Annotated in this window: 17 protein-coding genes; all 17 read left to right on the top strand. The window is 65.8% G+C overall.

What is annotated here, in order from left to right:
• The first annotated feature begins 48 nt into the window (after window positions 1–48).
• Window positions 49–720 (top strand): DsbA family oxidoreductase, encoded by a 672-nt coding sequence (locus ACQ4WR_RS05485; protein ID WP_436485804.1) that lies wholly within the window; start codon window positions 49–51, stop codon window positions 718–720.
• Window positions 721–787: 67 nt separating this feature from the next.
• Window positions 788–1,078, top strand: coding sequence for a DUF427 domain-containing protein (locus ACQ4WR_RS05490; protein ID WP_436485806.1), 291 nt, complete (start codon window positions 788–790; stop codon window positions 1,076–1,078).
• Between the two features lie 40 nt (window positions 1,079–1,118).
• Window positions 1,119–2,078, top strand: coding sequence for a DUF2157 domain-containing protein (locus tag ACQ4WR_RS05495; RefSeq protein ID WP_436485808.1), 960 nt, complete (start codon window positions 1,119–1,121; stop codon window positions 2,076–2,078).
• A complete protein-coding gene (locus tag ACQ4WR_RS05500) occupies window positions 2,075–3,736 on the top strand; it encodes a GDYXXLXY domain-containing protein (protein ID WP_436485810.1) in 1,662 nt (553 codons plus the stop codon). The genes ACQ4WR_RS05495 and ACQ4WR_RS05500 overlap by 4 nt, the downstream gene beginning before the upstream one ends.
• 101 nt (window positions 3,737–3,837) lie before the next feature.
• On the top strand, window positions 3,838–5,100 hold the full coding sequence (locus tag ACQ4WR_RS05505; RefSeq protein WP_436485812.1) for a metal-dependent hydrolase: 1,263 nt from the start codon (window positions 3,838–3,840) through the stop codon (window positions 5,098–5,100).
• A 104-nt stretch (window positions 5,101–5,204) separates the two neighbouring features.
• Window positions 5,205–6,968, top strand: a complete 1,764-nt coding sequence (locus tag ACQ4WR_RS05510) for a cation:proton antiporter domain-containing protein (RefSeq protein WP_436485813.1) — start codon at window positions 5,205–5,207, stop codon at window positions 6,966–6,968.
• 76 nt (window positions 6,969–7,044) lie between these two features.
• Window positions 7,045–7,953 (top strand): ion transporter, encoded by a 909-nt coding sequence (locus tag ACQ4WR_RS05515; protein WP_436485815.1) that lies wholly within the window; start codon window positions 7,045–7,047, stop codon window positions 7,951–7,953.
• A 51-nt stretch (window positions 7,954–8,004) separates the two neighbouring features.
• The gene (locus ACQ4WR_RS05520; RefSeq protein ID WP_436485816.1) at window positions 8,005–8,985 is read left to right on the top strand and encodes a 3-oxoacyl-[acyl-carrier-protein] synthase III C-terminal domain-containing protein; all 981 of its coding nucleotides are present in this window, start codon (window positions 8,005–8,007) and stop codon (window positions 8,983–8,985) included.
• Window positions 8,986–8,995: 10 nt separating this feature from the next.
• The gene (locus ACQ4WR_RS05525) at window positions 8,996–10,033 is read left to right on the top strand and encodes an NAD-dependent epimerase/dehydratase family protein (RefSeq protein ID WP_436485818.1); all 1,038 of its coding nucleotides are present in this window, start codon (window positions 8,996–8,998) and stop codon (window positions 10,031–10,033) included.
• Window positions 10,026–10,856, top strand: coding sequence for an MBL fold metallo-hydrolase (locus tag ACQ4WR_RS05530; RefSeq protein WP_102293595.1), 831 nt, complete (start codon window positions 10,026–10,028; stop codon window positions 10,854–10,856). The genes ACQ4WR_RS05525 and ACQ4WR_RS05530 overlap by 8 nt, the downstream gene beginning before the upstream one ends.
• Window positions 10,853–12,148 (top strand): F390 synthetase-related protein, encoded by a 1,296-nt coding sequence (locus ACQ4WR_RS05535; RefSeq protein ID WP_436485820.1) that lies wholly within the window; start codon window positions 10,853–10,855, stop codon window positions 12,146–12,148. The genes ACQ4WR_RS05530 and ACQ4WR_RS05535 overlap by 4 nt, the downstream gene beginning before the upstream one ends.
• On the top strand, window positions 12,145–12,783 hold the full coding sequence (locus ACQ4WR_RS05540) for a phosphatase PAP2 family protein (RefSeq protein WP_436485822.1): 639 nt from the start codon (window positions 12,145–12,147) through the stop codon (window positions 12,781–12,783). The genes ACQ4WR_RS05535 and ACQ4WR_RS05540 overlap by 4 nt, the downstream gene beginning before the upstream one ends.
• Window positions 12,780–13,895 carry a sterol desaturase family protein gene (locus tag ACQ4WR_RS05545; RefSeq protein WP_436485824.1) on the top strand — a complete coding sequence of 372 codons (1,116 nt, stop codon included), beginning with the start codon at window positions 12,780–12,782 and terminating at the stop codon, window positions 13,893–13,895. The genes ACQ4WR_RS05540 and ACQ4WR_RS05545 overlap by 4 nt, the downstream gene beginning before the upstream one ends.
• Window positions 13,892–15,007 (top strand): fatty acid desaturase family protein, encoded by a 1,116-nt coding sequence (locus ACQ4WR_RS05550; protein WP_436485826.1) that lies wholly within the window; start codon window positions 13,892–13,894, stop codon window positions 15,005–15,007. Before ACQ4WR_RS05545 ends, ACQ4WR_RS05550 begins: the two co-directional genes overlap by 4 nt.
• A gap of 67 nt (window positions 15,008–15,074) precedes the next feature.
• Complete coding sequence (locus ACQ4WR_RS05555) at window positions 15,075–15,638, top strand: GbsR/MarR family transcriptional regulator (protein WP_102293599.1); 564 nt, start codon at window positions 15,075–15,077, stop codon at window positions 15,636–15,638.
• Complete coding sequence (locus ACQ4WR_RS05560; RefSeq protein WP_436485828.1) at window positions 15,635–16,279, top strand: DUF4166 domain-containing protein; 645 nt, start codon at window positions 15,635–15,637, stop codon at window positions 16,277–16,279. The genes ACQ4WR_RS05555 and ACQ4WR_RS05560 overlap by 4 nt, the downstream gene beginning before the upstream one ends.
• Window positions 16,276–17,739: a TIGR01777 family oxidoreductase gene (locus ACQ4WR_RS05565; protein ID WP_436485829.1), complete on the top strand. Its 1,464-nt coding sequence runs from the start codon at window positions 16,276–16,278 to the stop codon at window positions 17,737–17,739. Before ACQ4WR_RS05560 ends, ACQ4WR_RS05565 begins: the two co-directional genes overlap by 4 nt.
• Window positions 17,740–17,756: the final 17 nt, after the last annotated feature.

The following is a 17,756-nucleotide window of genomic DNA, read 5'->3' on the forward strand; positions in this document are numbered from 1 at the left end:
CGGCGCCGCGCGGTGCGGCCGCCACCGACTCGCGCAAAGGCTGCCACCATGTCTGTATCGACTACTCCCGCCACTCCCACTGCCGTCCGTATCGACTTCGTTTCCGACGTTTCCTGCCCCTGGTGCGTGGTGGGCCTGAAGTCGCTGGAGCAGGCGCTGGACAAGCTGCAAGACACCGTCCAGGCCGAGATCCATTTCCAGCCTTTCGAGCTGAACGCCAATATGCCGCCCGAAGGCGAGGATATCGGCGAACACATCGCCCGCAAGTATGGTTCCACCGAAGAACAGATGGCGCAGTCGCGCGAAGCGATCCGCGCGCGCGGCGAGCAGCTGGGCTTTACCTTTGCCATGGACAAGCGCGGCCGCATCTACAATACGTTTGACGCGCACCGTCTGCTGCACTGGGCCGCGCTGGAAGGGCGCCAGAAGGCACTCAAGATGGCGCTGTTCGACGCCTATTTCACGCAGGGACAAAATCCCTCGTCGCACGAGCTGCTGCTGAAAGTGGCGGGCGAGGTCGGTCTGGACATGGCGAAAGCGGCCGAGGTGCTGGCATCGAACGCCTACGCCGACGACGTGCGCGCGCAGGAACGCTTCTATCAGCAGAACGGCATCAACTCGGTGCCCGCCGTCATCATCAACGAGCGCCACCTGATTTCCGGCGGCCAGCCACCGGAAGTGTTTGAGCAGGCCTTGCGCCAGATCATCAGCGGCGCCTGAACGGGGCGCCAATGGCGCGCGCCATGACGCTTGATTTCGGCTACACTCCGCACAGGAGGATAGTCAAATGCCAACAGCCAGCTGGAACGGCGCCGTCATCGCGCAAGCCACCGACGAGCAGGTAGAGCTCGTCGAAAACAATGTGTATTTCCCCCCGTCGGCCGTGAAGCAGGAATACCTGCGTCCCAGCAGCCACACCACCATTTGCCCCTGGAAGGGCACGGCCAGCTATTACGACGTGGTCGTCGATGGCCAGACCAATGCCAACGCGGCCTGGTATTACCCCCAGCCCAAGGATGCCGCCAAGCAAATTACCGGCCACGTCGCCTTCTGGCGCGGCGTCAGCGTCGAGCGTTGACCTTTACTTCACCATCATAGAATCACCACGAAAGCAGACGATGGATTTACGCCTCGCCGTGTACCAGCTCGCCTCGGCCCATGCGCTCGATGCCCAACAAACCCGGCAGTTAGAGGAGGTGGCCGGCTTCCAGCGCGAACCTGCCCGCCTGGCCTACTGGCTGCCGCGCGGCGTGGCCGTGCTGGGCGCCGCGCTGCTGGGCATGGGACTGATCTTCTGGGTCGCCGCCAACTGGGAAGAACTGGGCCGCATGGGCCGCTTTGCCCTGCTGCAAGGCGTGTTTGCCGCCGCGTGCCTGGGCGCGTTTGCCGTGCCCAAGGCGAGGGTGCCCCTGCTGCTGGTAGCCATGCTGGCCATCGGCGGCCTGTTCGCGTATTTCGGCCAGACCTACCAGACGGGCGCCGATCCGTGGCAGCTGTTCGCCCTGTGGGCCGCGCTGGCGCTGCCGCTGTGCCTGGTGGCGCGCAGCGATGTGCTGTGGACGCCATGGATGCTGATCCTGGCCACGGGCGCCACCCTGTGGATGCAGGCCCATGCGCGCCACAGCTGGCACGTGGAGTCGGACGACTTGCCCGTTTATCTGACGGGCTGGCTGATCGTGCTGCTGGCCTGCGCCCTGGTCTCGCCCCTGCTGGCGCGCTGGACGGGGGCGGGCACCTGGGCCTTGCGCCTGGGACTGGTGCTGCTCACCATCCTCGTGACGGGTTCAGCCGTCAGTGCCCTGTTCGGCAATGAGATCGAATCGCCGTACTGGGCCGGTCTCGGTTTGCTGGCCGTCGCCGGCGTCCTGCTGGCCACCGGCCGTTATTTTGACGTGTTCGGCCTGAGCGCCGTCGCGCTCGGTATCAACACCTTGCTGGTGGGAGGGCTGACGCACGTGCTGTTCAACGGCCATGGCGATGGCGTCGGCGCGCTGGCCGTGCTGGGCTTGCTGGCCGCCGTGCTGCTGGCGCTGACCGTGCAAGGCATACTGTGGCGCACGCGCCGGGAGGCGGCATGAGCAATATCAATACGCAACGAGCCGATGCGCTCGCCGTCCTGATCGACGACGCCACGCGCGCCGGCCTGCTGCCGCCCAACGCCGCCCGTCCCGTGCAGGATGTACGGCCGTGGCCGCTGGTGCTGATGACGGCGTTCGGCGCCTGGCTGGCCGCCATCCCCCTGATGATTGCGCTGGGCGTGGGCCTGGAAAGCGTCGTGCGCCACGGTCCCGGCGCGTATGTCGTGGCCGCCATCGTGCTGGTGGTGGCCGTGCTGCTGATCCGTACGCGCGGCGTGGCGCTGTTTGTCGAGCAACTGGCCGTGCCCTGCCTGCTGGTGGGCGGCGGCTTGCTCGGCTATGCGCTGTACCGCGACTATTCCACGCAGACGGCGTCGCTGCTGCTGTGCCTGGCATGCCTGGTGGTGGCCGCCGCCTTGCCGCGCGACTGGCTGCGCGTGCTGCTGGGCCTGGTCGCCTGCGGCTTGCTGGGGCTGGGCATCGTCGATAGCACGCGCGACTGGATTTTCGAGAACGACCCCACGGAACTGTATTTCGCCTGGATGCTGGCCCTGGCACTGTGGCTGGCCGCCCACTGGCTGCAAAAGCAAGCCTTCAACGATGGCCGCGGCGCGCCCGTCGCCGCCTTCCTGGAATCGCTGTCGACGGGGTGGGTGCTGGCGATCCTGCTGGGACTGGTCTTCTGGTCCGGCATGACCTTCATGCTCGGCGGCGCCTTGGGCGGTGGCTTTGCCGGCGAAGTGGCACGCGAAGTGACGCGGCACCAGGGTCTTGCCTGGTATGCACAGGCCTTGAATGGCGTGTCGCTGGTGCTGGCCACGGCGGCCGCCGCCTGGACGGGCTGGCGCTGGCCCGCGTTGCGCCAGTTGCCCGCCATCGGCGTGGCGCTGGTACTGATCGTGCTGGCGTGGTTCATGCCGGCGCTGGGACCCGTGCTGCTGATCCTCGCGTATTGCGTGACGAGCGGGCGCTCGCGCGTGGCCGTGGCGGCCGCGCTGGCGGCGGCGTGGATCATCGGCAGCTTTTATTACCAGCTGGCCTGGCCGCTGGCCAGCAAGGCGGCGCTGCTGGCGATAGCGGGCGCCGTGCTGTGCGCCCTGTCGTGGCTGGCCACGCGCGGCGCCGTGCTGCACCTGGTGGAAAGCAAACCGGCGGGCATGGTCCTTGAGCGCCGCGCCGTGCGCCTGGGCGTGCTGGGCGGACTGTTGCTGGTGCTGCTGGTTGCCAATGGCGGCATCTGGCAAAAAGAGCAGCTGATTGCAAAAGGAGAAGCAATCTTCGTGGCGCTCGAACCCGTCGACCCCCGCTCGCTGATGCAGGGCGACTACATGCGCCTCAATTTCGTCAATCTGGGCGTGCTGAGCACTTTGGCCAGCGTGGAGCGGGCGCCTGGCCGGCCTTTCGTCGTGGCCAGGCGCGATGCGCGCGGCGTGGCGGAACTGCTGCGCCCCTACACCAACGAGGCGCTGGCGCCCGGCGAATTCCTGCTCGAGCTGACGCCGAAGGATGGGAACTGGGTACTGGTCAGCGATGCCTGGTTCTTCAAGGAAGGCGAGGCGGCGCGCTGGGAAAAGGCCCGCTATGGCGAATTCCGCGTCATGCCGGACGGGCGCGCCTTGCTGGTGGGCATGCGCGGGGAAGATTTGCAGGCGCTGTAGCGGCTTGATGGACTCACCGAATGGCAGAAGCCGGGGGCGTACCGTGACGCTACGCCCCCAGCCTTTGCTCCTGGGGTGGCCGCATCCTGTAAAATTGCCCGATGGATAATATTACGCATTCGGTCATCGGCCTCGGGGTCGGCGAACTGGTACACCGCAGCCTGCCGCCCGAGCCGCAGGCACCCGCACAGCGCACCCGGCGTGCGCTGTTTCTCTTTACGGCATGGTTTGCCAGCAACGCGCCCGACCTGGACCTGGTACTGACCAAGCTGTTGCCGCGTCCGTTCGGCTACATGCTGCACCACCGTGGCCACACGCACACCTTGCTGCTGGCCTTGCCGCAGGCGCTGCTCTTGCTGGCCCTGCTGTGGCTGCTGTGGCCCGGCGCGCGCCGGCTGCTGAAAGAAAGCGTGCCCGCGCGCATCGGCCTGGCGGCCTGTCTGCTGCTGGGCTTTTGCTTGCACATGGGCATGGATTTCCTCAATTCCTATGGCTTGCACCCGTTCTATCCGTTCAACAGCCGCTGGCTGTACGGCGACATGGTCTTCATTGTCGAGCCCATGTTCTGGGTCTTGCTGGGCGTGCCCGTCATCATGTCCTTGCGCTACGGCATCGTGAAAAGCGTGCTGCTGGCGGCGCTGGCGGCGGCCCTGTGTTTCTTCACGTATAAAACCTATCTGGCGCCCGCGTCCCTGGCCGTGCTGCTGGGGCTGGGCGTGATCCTGGCCGTGCTGCAAGGGCGCGCAGGCGAGCGGGGGCGCGGGCCACTGCTGCTGGCCTTTGCCCTGGCCGCCACCTTCATCGGCACGCAGGGCGTGGCCTCGGCGCTTGGCCGTACGCGCATCGAGGCGGCCGTGCAGCGGCTCGACCCCGGCACGCGCGTGTGGGATGTGGCGATGACGGCCTTCCCCAGCAATCCGCTGTGCTGGATCTATGTCTCGCTCGACAGCAAAACGGACGTGTACACCTTGCGGCGCGGCACCCTGAGCTTGCTGCCCGAGTCGCTGGCGCCCGCCGCCTGCCCGGCCGGCCTGGTCGAGACGGGCAAGCCGGGGCAGCAGCTGGCGCCCGGCATCGCCGTCTCCGCCCAGGCGACGGGCAGCCTGGCCGCCTTGCGCGCATTGCAGGAGGATAATTGCTATGCCGACGCCTGGTTCCGCTTCGCCCGCATGCCCCGGCTGAACGCGGACAAGCTGACGGACGTGCGCTTCAATCCCGGCATGCTGCCCAATTTCACCACCGTCGAGCTGCAGCAGTTCCGCAGCCGGCCATGCCCTGCCTATGTGCCGGGCTGGGACCGCCCGCGTGCCGACATGCTGGCGCCGCCGGCCGCGGAGGAAGCGCCTGTCATGGGCCAGGAGTAGTGAATATATTGCCTTGTGGCAAAAAATAACGGCGCCGGGCGTTCCCTGGCGCCGCCCTGCGTGCGACAATTGCCAATTCGGCATGCGTGCCGTCACTGACATGGATGTGGATTATTTTGGAAGAGCAGCACGCCTTACCGTATTTGCGAGAAACCCTGCTGTTTCTTGCCCTGGCCGGGATTTTCATTCCGCTATTGCAACGCCTGAAAGTCAACCAGGTGCTGGGTTTCCTTGCCGTCGGCGCCCTGTTCGGGCCGTTCGGCTTCGGCCTGTGGGCCGGCGAATTCACGTGGCTGACGCATTTCTCGTTCGTCCGCGCCGAGCAGGTCAGCGGCCTGGCCGAGCTGGGCGTGATGTTTTTGATGTTCATGATCGGCCTGGAACTGTCGACGGAACGCCTGTGGGCGCTGCGGCGCTGGGTGTTTGGCGCGGGCGTGGGGCAGGTGGCCGTCAGCGCCTGCCTGATCGGCGGCGTGGCGTATTACTTTGGCCTGTCGCTGGAAGCGTCCATCGTGCTGGGCATGGTGCTGTCGCTGTCGTCCACGGCCGTCGTGATGCAGTTGCTCACTGACCAACGTTCCTTGCAGACCCCGGCCGGGCAGGCGGGCTTTTCCATCCTGATGTTCCAGGACCTGATGGTGGTGCCGCTGTTTATCCTGATCGACGTCTTCGCCAGCGGGCGCAGCGACGACCTGGCTTACCTGCTCAGCTTTGCGGCCGTCAAATCGGCCGGCGCCATCCTGCTGATCTACCTGCTGGGACGCAGAGTGATTCGTCCGCTGTTCCAGTTTTTCGTCAAGAAACACCAGCCCGACGTCTTCATGGCCCTGACCCTGCTCAGCACCCTGGGCATCGCGGGACTGACGTATCTGGCGGGCCTGTCGATGGCGCTCGGTGCCTTGCTGGCCGGCTTGCTGCTGGCGGAAACGGAATTCCGCCACGAAGTGGAAGTGACGATCGAGCCCTTCAAGGGCTTGCTGATGGGGCTGTTCTTCATGTCGGTGGGCATGCAGATCGACGTGCGTGAAATCCTCAAGTCGCCGATCCTGATTCCGCTGGCCGTGCTGAGCCTGTTTTTCCTCAAGACCCTGGTCATCAGCGTGATCTTCCGCATCGGCGGCTTTCACTGGGGGCGGGCCGTGGAAACGGGCGTGCTGCTGGGGCAGGGCGGCGAATTTGCGTTTATCGTTGTCGCGTATGCGCTCGGTACCAAGCTGATCGCTCCGGAAGTGGCGCAGTTCGTCATGCTGGTGGTGGGCCTGAGCCTGTTTGCCACGCCGGCGCTGGCGAAAGCGGCGCGCGGTTTCGGCAACTGGTGGGAAAAGCGCCATCATCACCAGCTGGCCGACCTGGCCGAAGGCGCCCGTCCGCCGCAGGGCAGCACCGTCATCATTGCCGGTTTCGGCAGGGTGGGGCAGCTGCTGGCCAAGGTGCTGACGGAGCAGGATATCGGCTACGTGGCAATTGAAAACGATGCGCGCCTGGTGACGAGCCTGCATCCGCGCGGCTTTCCCGTGTATTTCGGCGACGCGTCGCGTGCGGAACTGCTGCAGAAGGTCAATGCCGACCGCGCCGCCGCCGTGGTGCTGACCATGGACCATGCGGCATCCGTGCTGCATGCCGTGAAATCCATCCGCCGCGAATATCCGCTGCTGCCCGTGTATGCGCGGGCACGCGACGAGGCGCATGCCGTGGCCCTGATACAGGCGGGCGCGACTTTGGTCGTGCCCGAGGCGCTGGAAGCGGCGCTGCAGCTGACGGCCACCGTGCTGCAGACGGCGGGCCTGAGCGAGGCGCGCGCGGCGGACATCGTGCAAACCGAGCGCGACAGGCGCAATGCCGTGCTGCTGGCCAAGAAGTCCTCCTAGGCAGCGCGCCGCCGTGTGCGGCAAATTATCTATACAATAATAAGTGTATGAGCAAACTACCCAACAGACTTCCCACATGAAAGCCGCGACCAAGAGTGGCGCGGCGCCCATGACGCCGCAGCAAGTTGCCGCGCAAGAAACACAGCAGCGATATGGCAAGCCCGAGCGGGGTTGGCGCGAGAAAGTGTACACCGTCATCTTCGAGGCGGAAACGCGCACGGGCCGCGCCTTCGACCTGCTGCTGATCGGCGCCATCCTGCTCAGCGTGACGGTGGTCGTGCTCAGCAGTGTCGCCTCCGTGGCCGAACGCTATGGCACCTGGCTGACGGCGCTCGAATGGTTTTTCACCTTCCTGTTTACAGCCGAATACCTGGCGCGCCTGTCCTGCCTGCAGCACCCGGTGCGCTACGCCAAGAGTTTCTTCGGCGTGATCGACTTGCTGGCCATCGTGCCGACCTATATCGGCTTGCTGCTGCCGGGCGCGCATGTGCTGATCGACGTGCGCATTTTGCGCCTGCTGCGCATGTTCCGTATCCTCAAGCTCACGTCCTACGTGCATGAGTACACCCTGCTGGGCCGCGCCTTGCTGGGCAGCCGGCGCAAGATCCTCATTTTCCTGTCCTTCGTGATGATGGTGGTGTTTCTGCTCGGCACTGTGATGTATGTCGTGGAAGGGCCCGATAACGGTTTCAGCAGTATCCCCACCTCGATATACTGGGCCATCAGTACCATGACCACGGTGGGCTTCGGCGATATCACGCCGAAGACGGATATCGGGCGCACCATCGCTTCGATGATGATGCTGCTTGGCTGGGGCATCCTGGCAGTGCCTACCGGCATTATCAGCGCCGAAATGACGGTACAGCGCAGTTCCAAGCTGGTCACCACGCGTACCTGTCCCACTTGCCTGAAAGAAGGGCTCGATGACGATGCCAATTTCTGCAAAAACTGTGGCGTGGCATTGCCGGCGCTGGCACGCGATTAGCGTATGAAGCCGGCATAGACCGTATTTACTTTGACTTTTTTTAAGGCCAACATGATTCCAGTTCGCCTGATCGCGACGGGCAAAGCCGTGCCCTCGCACAGCGTTACCTCTGCAAGCCTGGACCTGAAACTGGGCCACCCGCCCGGCTATACCCTGCGCAAGAGCGGCGTGCTGTCGCGCTTTGTCGCCGCGCCCGATGAATCGCAAAGCCAGCTGGGCGCCGCCGCCCTGCTCGACGCGCTCAAGCACGCCGGCCTGCAACCGTCCGACATCGACCTGCTGATCTGCGCCAACGGCGTGCCCGAGCAGGCCTTGCCGAACACGGCCTGTTTTGTGGCCGAACACGCCGGTCTGCCGCCCGGCACGCAAAGCTTCGACGTCAACGCCAGCTGCCTGAGTTTCATGGCCGCCTTCCGCGTCGCCGCCTCGATGCTGGCCGGTGGCGCCTACCGGCGCATCGCCATCGTTTCGTCGGACCTCGCTTCGCGCGGCGTCGACTGGAGCGAGCCGGAAGCGTCGATGATCTTTGGCGACGGCGCCGCCGCCGTCATCGTCGAGCGGGGCGACGGCAGCGCCGGCATCCGCGCCTACAAGATGGGCACGTATCCGGAAGGCCGCCGCTACTGCGAAATCCGCGGCGGCGGCACCGAGCGCAATCCGCGCAATGGCTGCGAGCCGGGCGACTACCTGTTCCGCATGGATGGCAAGGCCGTGTTCCGCCTGGCCGTCAAGGTGATGCCGGATTTCCTCACGGAATTGATGGCCGAATCGGGCGCCGGACTGGACAAAGTGGATGTGGTCGTGCCGCACCAGGCCAGCCCGCTGGGCCTCGCGCATGCGGCGCGCATCCTCGACGTGCCCGATGCTAAAATCATCAAGATCTTTGAAACGCATGGCAACCAGGTGGCCGCGTCCCTGCCCACGGCCCTGCACGAGGCGGTGATGACGGGCCGGGCCGTGGCGGGCCAGCGTTTGCTGATGATGGGCACGGCCGCCGGCCTGACCATCGGCGGCATGATTCTTGATCTGTGAAGGTGGTGCGATGAGGCGGATACTGGTCACGGGAGCGACGGGCGGGCTGGGGCGCAATGCCGTGCGCACCCTGCTGGCGCAGGGCGTGGAAGTGCGCGCCACCGGCCGCAACGTGGCCGTGGGACGCGAACTCGAACGCATGGGCGCGCAATTCGTCGCGCTCGACCTGGCGCAGGCGTCGCCGCGCCAGGTCGATGAACTGGTGCGCGGCATGGATACCGTCTGGCACTGCGCCGCGCTGTCGTCGCCCTGGGGCCCCGAGCGCGACTTCATCGCTGCCAACGTCACGGCCACGGGCCAGCTGCTGCGCGCAGCCGCCAGCATGCACGTGGCGCGCTTCGTGCACATCTCCACGCCGGCCATCTATTTCGACTACCGCAACCACCTCGAGGTGCCGGAGACCTTCCGTCCCGATGCCTTTGTCAACGCCTATGCGCGCAGCAAGGCGATGGCGGAAAAGCTGGTGCAGGACTGCGTCGACCGCCACCGCGGCATGACTTGCGTTATCCTGCGTCCGCGCGCCATCTTCGGCCCATACGACCAGGTGCTGATTCCGCGCCTGGCGCGGGTGCTGGAACAGCGCGGCGGCAAGCTGCCGCTGCCGAACGGCGGCGCGGCCACCATCGACATCACCTATGTCGACAACGTCGTGCATGCGATGTGGCTGGCCACCGTGCACAAGACCGTCGCGTCGGGCGCCGCCTTCAACATCACGAATGGCGAACCGGCGCGCCTGTGCGACATCCTGCGCACCCTGTTCTGCGATCACCTGCAGCAGCCGTTCCAGATCGTCAGCATGCCCTACCGCGTGCTGGCGCTGCTTGCCCGCCTGATGCAGTTCGCCTCGCGTTTTACCCGCCGCGAACCATCGCTGACGCCTTACAGCATCGGCGCGCTCAGTTTCGACATGACGCTCGATAACGCCAAGGCGCGCAAGGTGCTCGGTTATCGTCCCATCGTCAGCCTGCAGGAAGGCATCGCCCTGACGGCGCAGTGGATGCGCCAGGAAGCGGCGGCGCACAAGGTGGGCAAGGAGCGCAATGGCTAGCATCACCGCGTTTCGCGTCGGCCACTGTACCCACCCGTCCTGCATGGTCCTGAAAGGCAGCGGGCTGGCCAGCCGCTGCTTCCCCTCGCGCGCCTATCTGATCGAGACGCGCGCGGGCCTGTACCTGTGGGACACCGGTTACGCCGAGCACTTCCGCGCCGCCACCTCGAAAGGCGTGTACCGCATGTACGCGTGGGTGACGCCGATTTTTTTCGACGAAAACGAATCGCTGCAGGGCCAGCTGCGCGCGCATGGCGTGGCGCCCGGCGACATCCACACCTTGCTGCTGTCGCATTTCCACGCCGACCATATCGCCGGCCTGCGCGACTTTCCCGGTGCGCGGCTGATGGCCTCCAAGACGGGCTGGGACGCCGTGCGCGGCCTGTCCGGCGTGGCCGCCGTGCGCCAGGCCTTCGTGCCCGAGCTGCTGCCTGCCGACATTGCCGACCGCCTCGCCTTTGTGGAAAGCGTGCCCGAGACAGCCTTGCCGGCGGCCCTGCTGCCGTTTACACACGGGCGCGACGTCAGCGGCACGGGCGAGATTTACATCGTCGACTTGCCCGGCCACGCCATCGGCCATCTGGGCGCCTTCGTGCTGCAGGACGAAGGCTGGACCCTGCTGGCGTCCGACGCGGCCTGGGTACCGGAAAGTTTCCAGCAGCTGCGCGGACCGTCGGAACTGTCCTTCATCATCCAGCACAAGCGCGCGCCGTACTATGCCACCCTGAACCGCCTGCACCAGCTGCACCGCTCGGGCAATGCGCAGATCCGCATCACGCATGAAGACACGGTTGACTATATTGCCGTGGCGGGCCGCCCGTGAAGCGTATTTTTTGGCTGTTGCTGTCGTATTGGCGCACGCGCCGCCTGCGTTTCACGAGCCGCGCGCAGCTCGACGCCTATCAGCAGAAACAGCTGGCGCGTTTCACCGAGGAGCTGTGCGCGCGCAGCCGTTACTTCGCCCCATACCGCACGCTGCCGCTGGCGCAGTGGCCGACCATGAACAAGGCGCTGATGCTCGAGCATTTCGATGCGATGAACACGCAAGGGGTGACGCTGGCGCAGGCGATGGAGGCCGCCATGGCGGCCGAGCAGAGCCGCGATTTCACGCCGGCCGTGGGCGACATCACGGTGGGCCTGTCGTCCGGCACCTCGTCGCGGCGCGCCGTGTTTACCGTCAGCCCCCGTGAAAAGGCGCAATGGGCGGGCGTGATGCTGGCCAAGGCGCTGCCCGACGGCCTGTTCTCCGGCGAACGGGTCGCGCTGTTCCTGCGCGCGAACAGCAATCTGTACACGGCCGTGCGCTCGCCGTGGCTGACCTTTGCCTTCTACGACCTGTTCCAGCCTTTCGACAGCTTGTGCGCGCAGCTGGCGCGCTATCAGCCTTCGGTCATCGTCGCGCCAGCCCAGGTGCTGCGCCAGCTGGCCTTGCGCGTGATCGATGGCAGCCTGGCGCTGGCGCCGAAAAAAGTCATTTCGGTCGCCGAAGTGCTGGAAGCGCAGGACCGCGCGCTGATCGTGCAGGCATTCGGCGACGTGCATGAAATCTACCAGGCCACGGAAGGGTTCCTTGCCAGCAGCTGCGAGCACGGCGTGCTGCACTTGAACGAGGAATACGTGCACATCGAACCGCAGTGGCTCGACTCTGAAGAACGCCGTTTTGTGCCCGTGATTACGGACTTCACGCGCATCACGCAGCCCATCGTGCGCTACCGCCTGGACGACATCCTGATCGCGCGCGCCACGCCGTGCCCGTGCGGCCGCGCCACGCGCGCCATCGATGGCATCGAAGGACGCTGCGACGACATGCTGCTGCTGCCGTGCGCACAAGGCGGCGAACCGGTCGCCGTGTTTGCCGACGTGCTGACGCGGGCGTTTGCGCAAGCCTTGCCGCCGGATGCCGACTACCGCCTGGCGCAAACGGGCGAAGCGGCATTGCAACTGCATGCGGCGCTGGACGATGCCGGCCTGGCTGCCCTGCGCGCGCACCTGGCAACGGTGCTGCGCGGCCTGGGCGTGGCTGCCGACGGCCTGGCCTGGACGGTCAGCAGCGAACTGCCTCCTTTTGACCCCACCATGAAACGGCGCCGCATCCGGCGCCTTGCCAGCGCATGAACGACTCTCCCATGACTTTGCGCGGCCGCCTGCTGCATTTGCTGGCCGGCTGGGGCAGCGTCGGCCTCGTGTATTTTTCCAGCGACCTGCTGCAAGGGCAGGGCGTGCTGCTGCCGGAAACGGCGCTGGACCGCGCCATTCCCTACACGGACGCCGCCATCTGGCTGTACCTGTCCTTCTTCATCCTGATCCCGTACGCCTACCTGGCGGCCGATGCGGCCCGTGTGCGCTGGCTGGCGCGCGCCATGGCGCTATCGGCGCTGGCTTGCGGCGTGGTCTTCCTGCTGTACCCGACCACCCTCGCGTATCCCCCCGTGGGCGACGGCAGCGCCTGGAGCACGCAGGCGCTGCGCCTGCTGCAGGCGGCGGACTCCGCGCAAAACTGTTTGCCCTCGCTGCATGGCGCCCTGACTTTGCAATGCGTGTGGGCCTTGTGCGACAAACGCCACCTGGTCCGATCCGCGCTGGCCCTGGTGCTGGGCGTGGCCATCTGCTACGCCATCATCGCGCTGCGCCGGCACCTGAGCATCGACCTGGCGGCCGGCCTGGCTGTCGGCATCGCTGGCGGCATGCTGGCGAAAATGCAGGTATCCTTGGCTGCCCGCCGCGCCGTTTCCATCAAAACCGCACCATGATGAATCCTTTTGCCCTGTCATTCCTGATCATGCTGGCCTTCGTGCTGGCCGAACTGCTGATACTCAAATGGGTGCGCCAGACCCCTGTGCCGTGGAAAGACGTGATCTTCAACCTCAATTCCGGGCATATCCTGATGTGGGTATTCCGTGGCGTGGAAGTGGCCGCGTTTGCCCTGCTGCTGCGGCATGTAAACTTGCATATCGTCGACCAGTGGCCCGTGGCCGCGCAATGGATATTCGCCTTCTTTGCCTGGGACCTGTGCTTTTACTGGATGCACCGGCTGCACCACAAGATTCCCCTGCTGTGGGCCGTGCACGTGGTGCACCACCAGGGCGAGCATTTCAACCTGTCGCTGGGCGTGCGCAATTCCTGGTATTCGTCGCTGACGAATTTTCCCTTCATCGCCATCCTGGCCGTGCTGGGCGTGCCGCTGGAAATTTTCCTCGTTGTCTCGTCCCTGCATTACACGGTGCAGTTCTACAACCACAATGCGCTGGTGAACAAGTCCGGCATCCTGGACAAGTTCATGGTCACGCCCTCGCACCACCGCGTGCACCATGGCACGGATAAACGCTATATCAACCGCAATTTCGGCGGCACCCTGCTGTTGTGGGACAAGCTGTTCGGCAGCTTCCAGCCGGAACTCGAGGGCGTGGAAATGCGCTATGGCGTGAAGGGCATGACACCCACGCACAATCCCCTGCTGGCCAGCAACGGGAAATTGTTTGCATGGCTGCGCGCGCGTTTTCCCCACTGGCAGTCGCGCGGCACTTTCCATGTGCCCGAGCTGTTCATCGGCACCGGCGGCGTGATCCTGTTTGGCCTGGTGATCTATTACGTCAACCACGAGGCGGCGCTGGCCGGCGCGCAGCAAGCCACGCTGTTTGCGCTGATTTTCGGCGGCACCCTGGCGCTGGGCGGCCTGTCGGACGCGCGCCGCTGGGGCGCCATCGCCTGGGTGGCCATCGCCCTGGCCATGCCGGCCCTGTTCCTTGGCTGGTATGGCGCGCGCGACGTGTGGGGCGTGGTCTTCCTGGCCGCACTGCTGGCGCATGGCCTTGACGGCGCGCGCCGCCTGTGGTGGCCCGCCGCTGCGGGGACGCGCGCGTGACGCCTGTGCCCTCCCTGCCGCCGCTGCGCTTTCAGCCCGCGCGCGATTCCGCCTTCCGCCGCGAACTGCGCGAGCGCGCCGACGTCTATCTGGCGGGCGCAGGAAAACACCGCTTTGGCGACGCGCGCATGCATGCGAAGGCCGTCTTCCTCGCCGTGCTGACGGTGGCGCTGTATGTGCTGGCCCTGAACGCCGATGGCGCCTCCGGTTTTGTCGTCAGCTACGTGGCCTGCCTGGTCACGGCCATGGCGCTGGCCATGAATACCCTGCACGATGCGGCCCACAGCGCCGTCTTTCGCACCGGTTGGCTGAACCGCGTGCTGATCCGCCTGGTGAGCTTGCCCGTGGGCGTGGATACGGATTTCTGGACCATCCGCCACGTGCATTTTCACCATACGTATGCCAACGTGGAAGGCTATGACCTGGACACGGAACCGAACCCTTTCCTGCGCCAGACGCCGTACCAGCGCTGGTCGCCGCAGTACCGCTATCAATACCTGTACTGGCCCGTGGTGGCGGCCTTGTCGCTGCCGTATCTGAACTGGTATGGCGACTGGCTGGACCGCTTCGGCAAGACGCCCGTAGCCGCGCACAGCCGCCTGCAGGGCTGGCGCGGCTGGCTGTCCTTTTTGGGCTGGAAGCTGGGCCACGTGGCGCTGGTGCTGGCGCTGCCCATGTGGCTGCTGCAGCAGCATGGCATCGGCTGGGGCGTGGTGCTGGGCGCGTATTTCCTTGGCCAGATGCTGGCCTCGTGCGTGCTGGTGGCGCTGATCCTTGGCACGCACTGGGCCGAAGTGGACTTTTTCCAGCCGGGGCCTGACGGCACCTTGCCGCACGACTGGTACCAGCATACGTTTTACACGGCCTGCGACTGGACGCCGCGACCGCGCGCGCTGCGCTGGCTCGGCTACTGGCTCGGCGGCCTGAATCTGCACCTGACGCACCACCTGTTCCCCACCTGGAATCACCGCCACTATCCGGCGCTGGCGCGCATCATCGCCGAACTGGCGCCGCGCCACGGCCTCGTGTACCGCGAACTTGGTTATGGCCAGCTGCACGCTTCGCAGCAAGCATTCCTGCGCGCCATGGGCCAGCCGCCCGGCCACACCTGACGAATCGTGCTTGACGCGGTTTTCCTTCTGTCTTACATTTCTGTAACGACAGAAATAAGAGAAAACCATGGAACTGAGTCCGACCACGCAGAAGTACATTTTGCACTGGGGTGAAATGGGCACCCGCTGGGGCGTCAACCGCACGGTGGCGCAAATCCACGCGCTGCTGTTCCTGGCGAATGAACCGCTGACGGCGGAAGACATCGCGGCTAGCCTGAACGTGGCCCGTTCCAACGTCAGCAACAGCCTGAAGGAATTGCAAAGCTGGGGCCTGGTCCGCATCACGCACGTGCTGAAAGACCGGCGCGACCACTTCGTGGCCCTGCAGGATGTGTGGGAAATCTTCAGGGTCATCATGGAAGAGCGCAAGCGGCGCGAGATCGATCCCACGCTGACGGTGCTGCGCGAATGCGCGATCGAGGGCGAGCACGATGCGGCGATACCGCCGGCGACCCTGGAACGCATGGGCGAAGTGCTGGCCTTCCTGGAAATGCTCAGCAGCACCTACAGCGATTATAAAAACCTGCCGCCGGCGACCCTGCAGCGCATGCTGTCGATGGGCGGCAAGGTGGCCAAGTTCCTCAGCCCTGACGACAAGCCGGCCAAGGCGAAAAAGCCGGGCAAGCCATGAACGGGCCATCCGAAGGAGAACTGTTCAAGAAGGTAATGGGCGCGCAGTGGCTGACCCTGCACCCGGACATCCGCCGCCGCTTCGAGAAAAATCCCGCGCCGGGCCAGCCCCTGTACTACCGTGGCGAACTGACTGAGTTGCGCAGCTCGCGCCTGGGGAAGTGCCTGGGCTGGCTGACGCGCCCCTTCATCGACGGCGCCCTGATTCCGTATGACGACGCGGATTTTCCCGTCGATATCGAAGTGTATTCGCGTCCCGGCTGCCCCTTCATCTTCAAGCAGCGCACCTACCGCCTGCATGGCCGCGCGCCCATCCGCTTCACCTCCTACATGGCGGAAAGCGCGAAGGGCGAAGTGCTCGAGTACGTGGGCCTGGGCCTGGGTATGAAGCTGCTGCTGCACGTCGAGGATGGCAACCTGCACTTCACCAGCGACGGCTATTTCCTCGACCTGTTCGGCTGGCGCCTGCCGCTGCCCGGCGTACTCACGCCCGGCAAGACCTACCTGTGCCACCGCAACGAGACGCCGCAGCAATTCAACATCCGCATCGAGATCCGCCACGCCCTGTTCGGCACCACTTTTACGCAAGCGGGCGTGTTCCGCGAGTCCGCCGCGCCGGAAATCCACAAGGAGACACCATGAATACACATCTGCTGGCCCTGCAACTGATGGCGGCGCAAGGCTGCCTGGGCGCCTTTGACACCATCTACCACCATGAAATCACGGAAGCGCTGCCGCAAAAGGCCTCGGCGCGCCTCGAATTGACCATCCATGCCACGCGCGCGCTGATCTACAGCCTGCTGTTCGTCGGCCTGGCCGCGTGGGAGTGGCATGGCGCCTGGGCCTGGGTGCTGGTCATCGTGTTTGGCGTGGAAATCGTGCTGACCCTGTGGGATTTCGTCGTCGAAGACCGGACGCGCCTCCTGCCCGCCACGGAGCGGGTCACGCACACGGTGCTGGCGATTAACGCGGGCGCCTTCATCGCGCTGCTGGCCCTGAACAGCAGCGAATGGGCGACCTTGCCGACGGCCCTCGTATGGCAGCCGTATGGCTGGCTCAGCGTCTTCCTCGCCCTGTGCGGCGTGGGCGTGGGCTTGTCCGGGCTGCGCGATGCGTATGCCGTGTGGCAGCTGGGACGGCGCAAGGTGCAGGAAACGGCAGAGCAGGATGAACACCTGAGTTTTGCCGGCACGCCGCAATCCGTGCTGGTGACGGGCGCCACCGGCTTCATCGGCCAGCAGCTGGTGGCCGCCCTGCTGGCCGACGGCCATGCGGTGACGGTGCTGACGCGCCAGCCCAAGCAGGCCGCGTGGACCTTGAACGGCCAGGTGCGCTGCATCGCCTCGTTCGGCGAATTGTCGGCTGCGCAGCGCATCGACATGGTGGTCAACCTGGCCGGCGCGCGCATCGTCGGGCCGCGCTGGACGGATGCGCGCAAGGCGGCCCTGCGCCGCAGCCGCGTGGCGCTGACGCAGGAACTGGTGGCATGGATCGCCCGCGCGCAGCACAAGCCGCGCGTGCTGCTGTCGGCGTCCGCCATCGGCTACTACGGCGTGCAGCCGCAGGGCGACGCGACGGAGCTGACGGAGGAGAGCGCGCCGCAAGCCATCTTCATGTCGCAGCTGTGCCAGGAATGGGAAGCGGCAGCGCGCCAGGCGCAAGCCCATGGCGTGCAGGTGGGCTGCATGCGCTTTGGCCTCGTCTTCGGCCACCAGGGTTCGCTGCCGCAGATGCTGCTGCCGGTGCGCTTCGGCGTGGGCGGGCCGCTCGGCAGCGGCCAGCAGTGGGTCACGTGGGTGCATGTGCGCGACGTGATCCGCGGCATCGCCCACCTGGCGCGCCGCAGCGAAGCACAGGCGGTGGACGGCGCGTATAACTTCTGCGCGCCGGAAGCCATAGCGCAGCGCCGCTTCGCCCAGGTGGCGGGCCAAGTGCTGCACCGCCCCAGCGTCATGCCCACGCCGGCCTTCCTCATGCGCGCCCTGCTGGGCGAGCAGGCCGACTTGCTGGTGGAAGGCCAGCGGGTCGTCCCGCGCCGCCTGCTGGCTGACGGCTTTGTCTTCCGCTACCCGCAGCTGGAAGGGGCGCTGCGCAGCCTGTAGCCTGGCGTAGAATGGTG

The sequence above is a fragment of the Janthinobacterium amylolyticum genome (assembly GCF_051380655.1).
In the GTDB taxonomy this organism is placed as follows: domain Bacteria; phylum Pseudomonadota; class Gammaproteobacteria; order Burkholderiales; family Burkholderiaceae_D; genus Janthinobacterium.

What these genes read in the sequence shown, in the direction of transcription:
- ACQ4WR_RS05485 (WP_436485804.1), top strand. Translation starts at nt 49, where the DNA reads ATGTCTGTATCGACTACTCCCGCCACTCCCACTGCCGTCCGTATCGAC.
- ACQ4WR_RS05490 (WP_436485806.1), top strand. Translation starts at nt 788, where the DNA reads ATGCCAACAGCCAGCTGGAACGGCGCCGTCATCGCGCAAGCCACCGAC.
- ACQ4WR_RS05495 (WP_436485808.1), top strand. Translation starts at nt 1,119, where the DNA reads ATGGATTTACGCCTCGCCGTGTACCAGCTCGCCTCGGCCCATGCGCTC.
- ACQ4WR_RS05500 (WP_436485810.1), top strand. Translation starts at nt 2,075, where the DNA reads ATGAGCAATATCAATACGCAACGAGCCGATGCGCTCGCCGTCCTGATC.
- ACQ4WR_RS05505 (WP_436485812.1), top strand. Translation starts at nt 3,838, where the DNA reads ATGGATAATATTACGCATTCGGTCATCGGCCTCGGGGTCGGCGAACTG.
- ACQ4WR_RS05510 (WP_436485813.1), top strand. Translation starts at nt 5,205, where the DNA reads ATGTGGATTATTTTGGAAGAGCAGCACGCCTTACCGTATTTGCGAGAA.
- ACQ4WR_RS05515 (WP_436485815.1), top strand. Translation starts at nt 7,045, where the DNA reads ATGAAAGCCGCGACCAAGAGTGGCGCGGCGCCCATGACGCCGCAGCAA.
- ACQ4WR_RS05520 (WP_436485816.1), top strand. Translation starts at nt 8,005, where the DNA reads ATGATTCCAGTTCGCCTGATCGCGACGGGCAAAGCCGTGCCCTCGCAC.
- ACQ4WR_RS05525 (WP_436485818.1), top strand. Translation starts at nt 8,996, where the DNA reads ATGAGGCGGATACTGGTCACGGGAGCGACGGGCGGGCTGGGGCGCAAT.
- ACQ4WR_RS05530 (WP_102293595.1), top strand. Translation starts at nt 10,026, where the DNA reads ATGGCTAGCATCACCGCGTTTCGCGTCGGCCACTGTACCCACCCGTCC.
- ACQ4WR_RS05540 (WP_436485822.1), top strand. Translation starts at nt 12,145, where the DNA reads ATGAACGACTCTCCCATGACTTTGCGCGGCCGCCTGCTGCATTTGCTG.
- ACQ4WR_RS05545 (WP_436485824.1), top strand. Translation starts at nt 12,780, where the DNA reads ATGATGAATCCTTTTGCCCTGTCATTCCTGATCATGCTGGCCTTCGTG.
- ACQ4WR_RS05555 (WP_102293599.1), top strand. Translation starts at nt 15,075, where the DNA reads ATGGAACTGAGTCCGACCACGCAGAAGTACATTTTGCACTGGGGTGAA.
- ACQ4WR_RS05560 (WP_436485828.1), top strand. Translation starts at nt 15,635, where the DNA reads ATGAACGGGCCATCCGAAGGAGAACTGTTCAAGAAGGTAATGGGCGCG.
- ACQ4WR_RS05565 (WP_436485829.1), top strand. Translation starts at nt 16,276, where the DNA reads ATGAATACACATCTGCTGGCCCTGCAACTGATGGCGGCGCAAGGCTGC.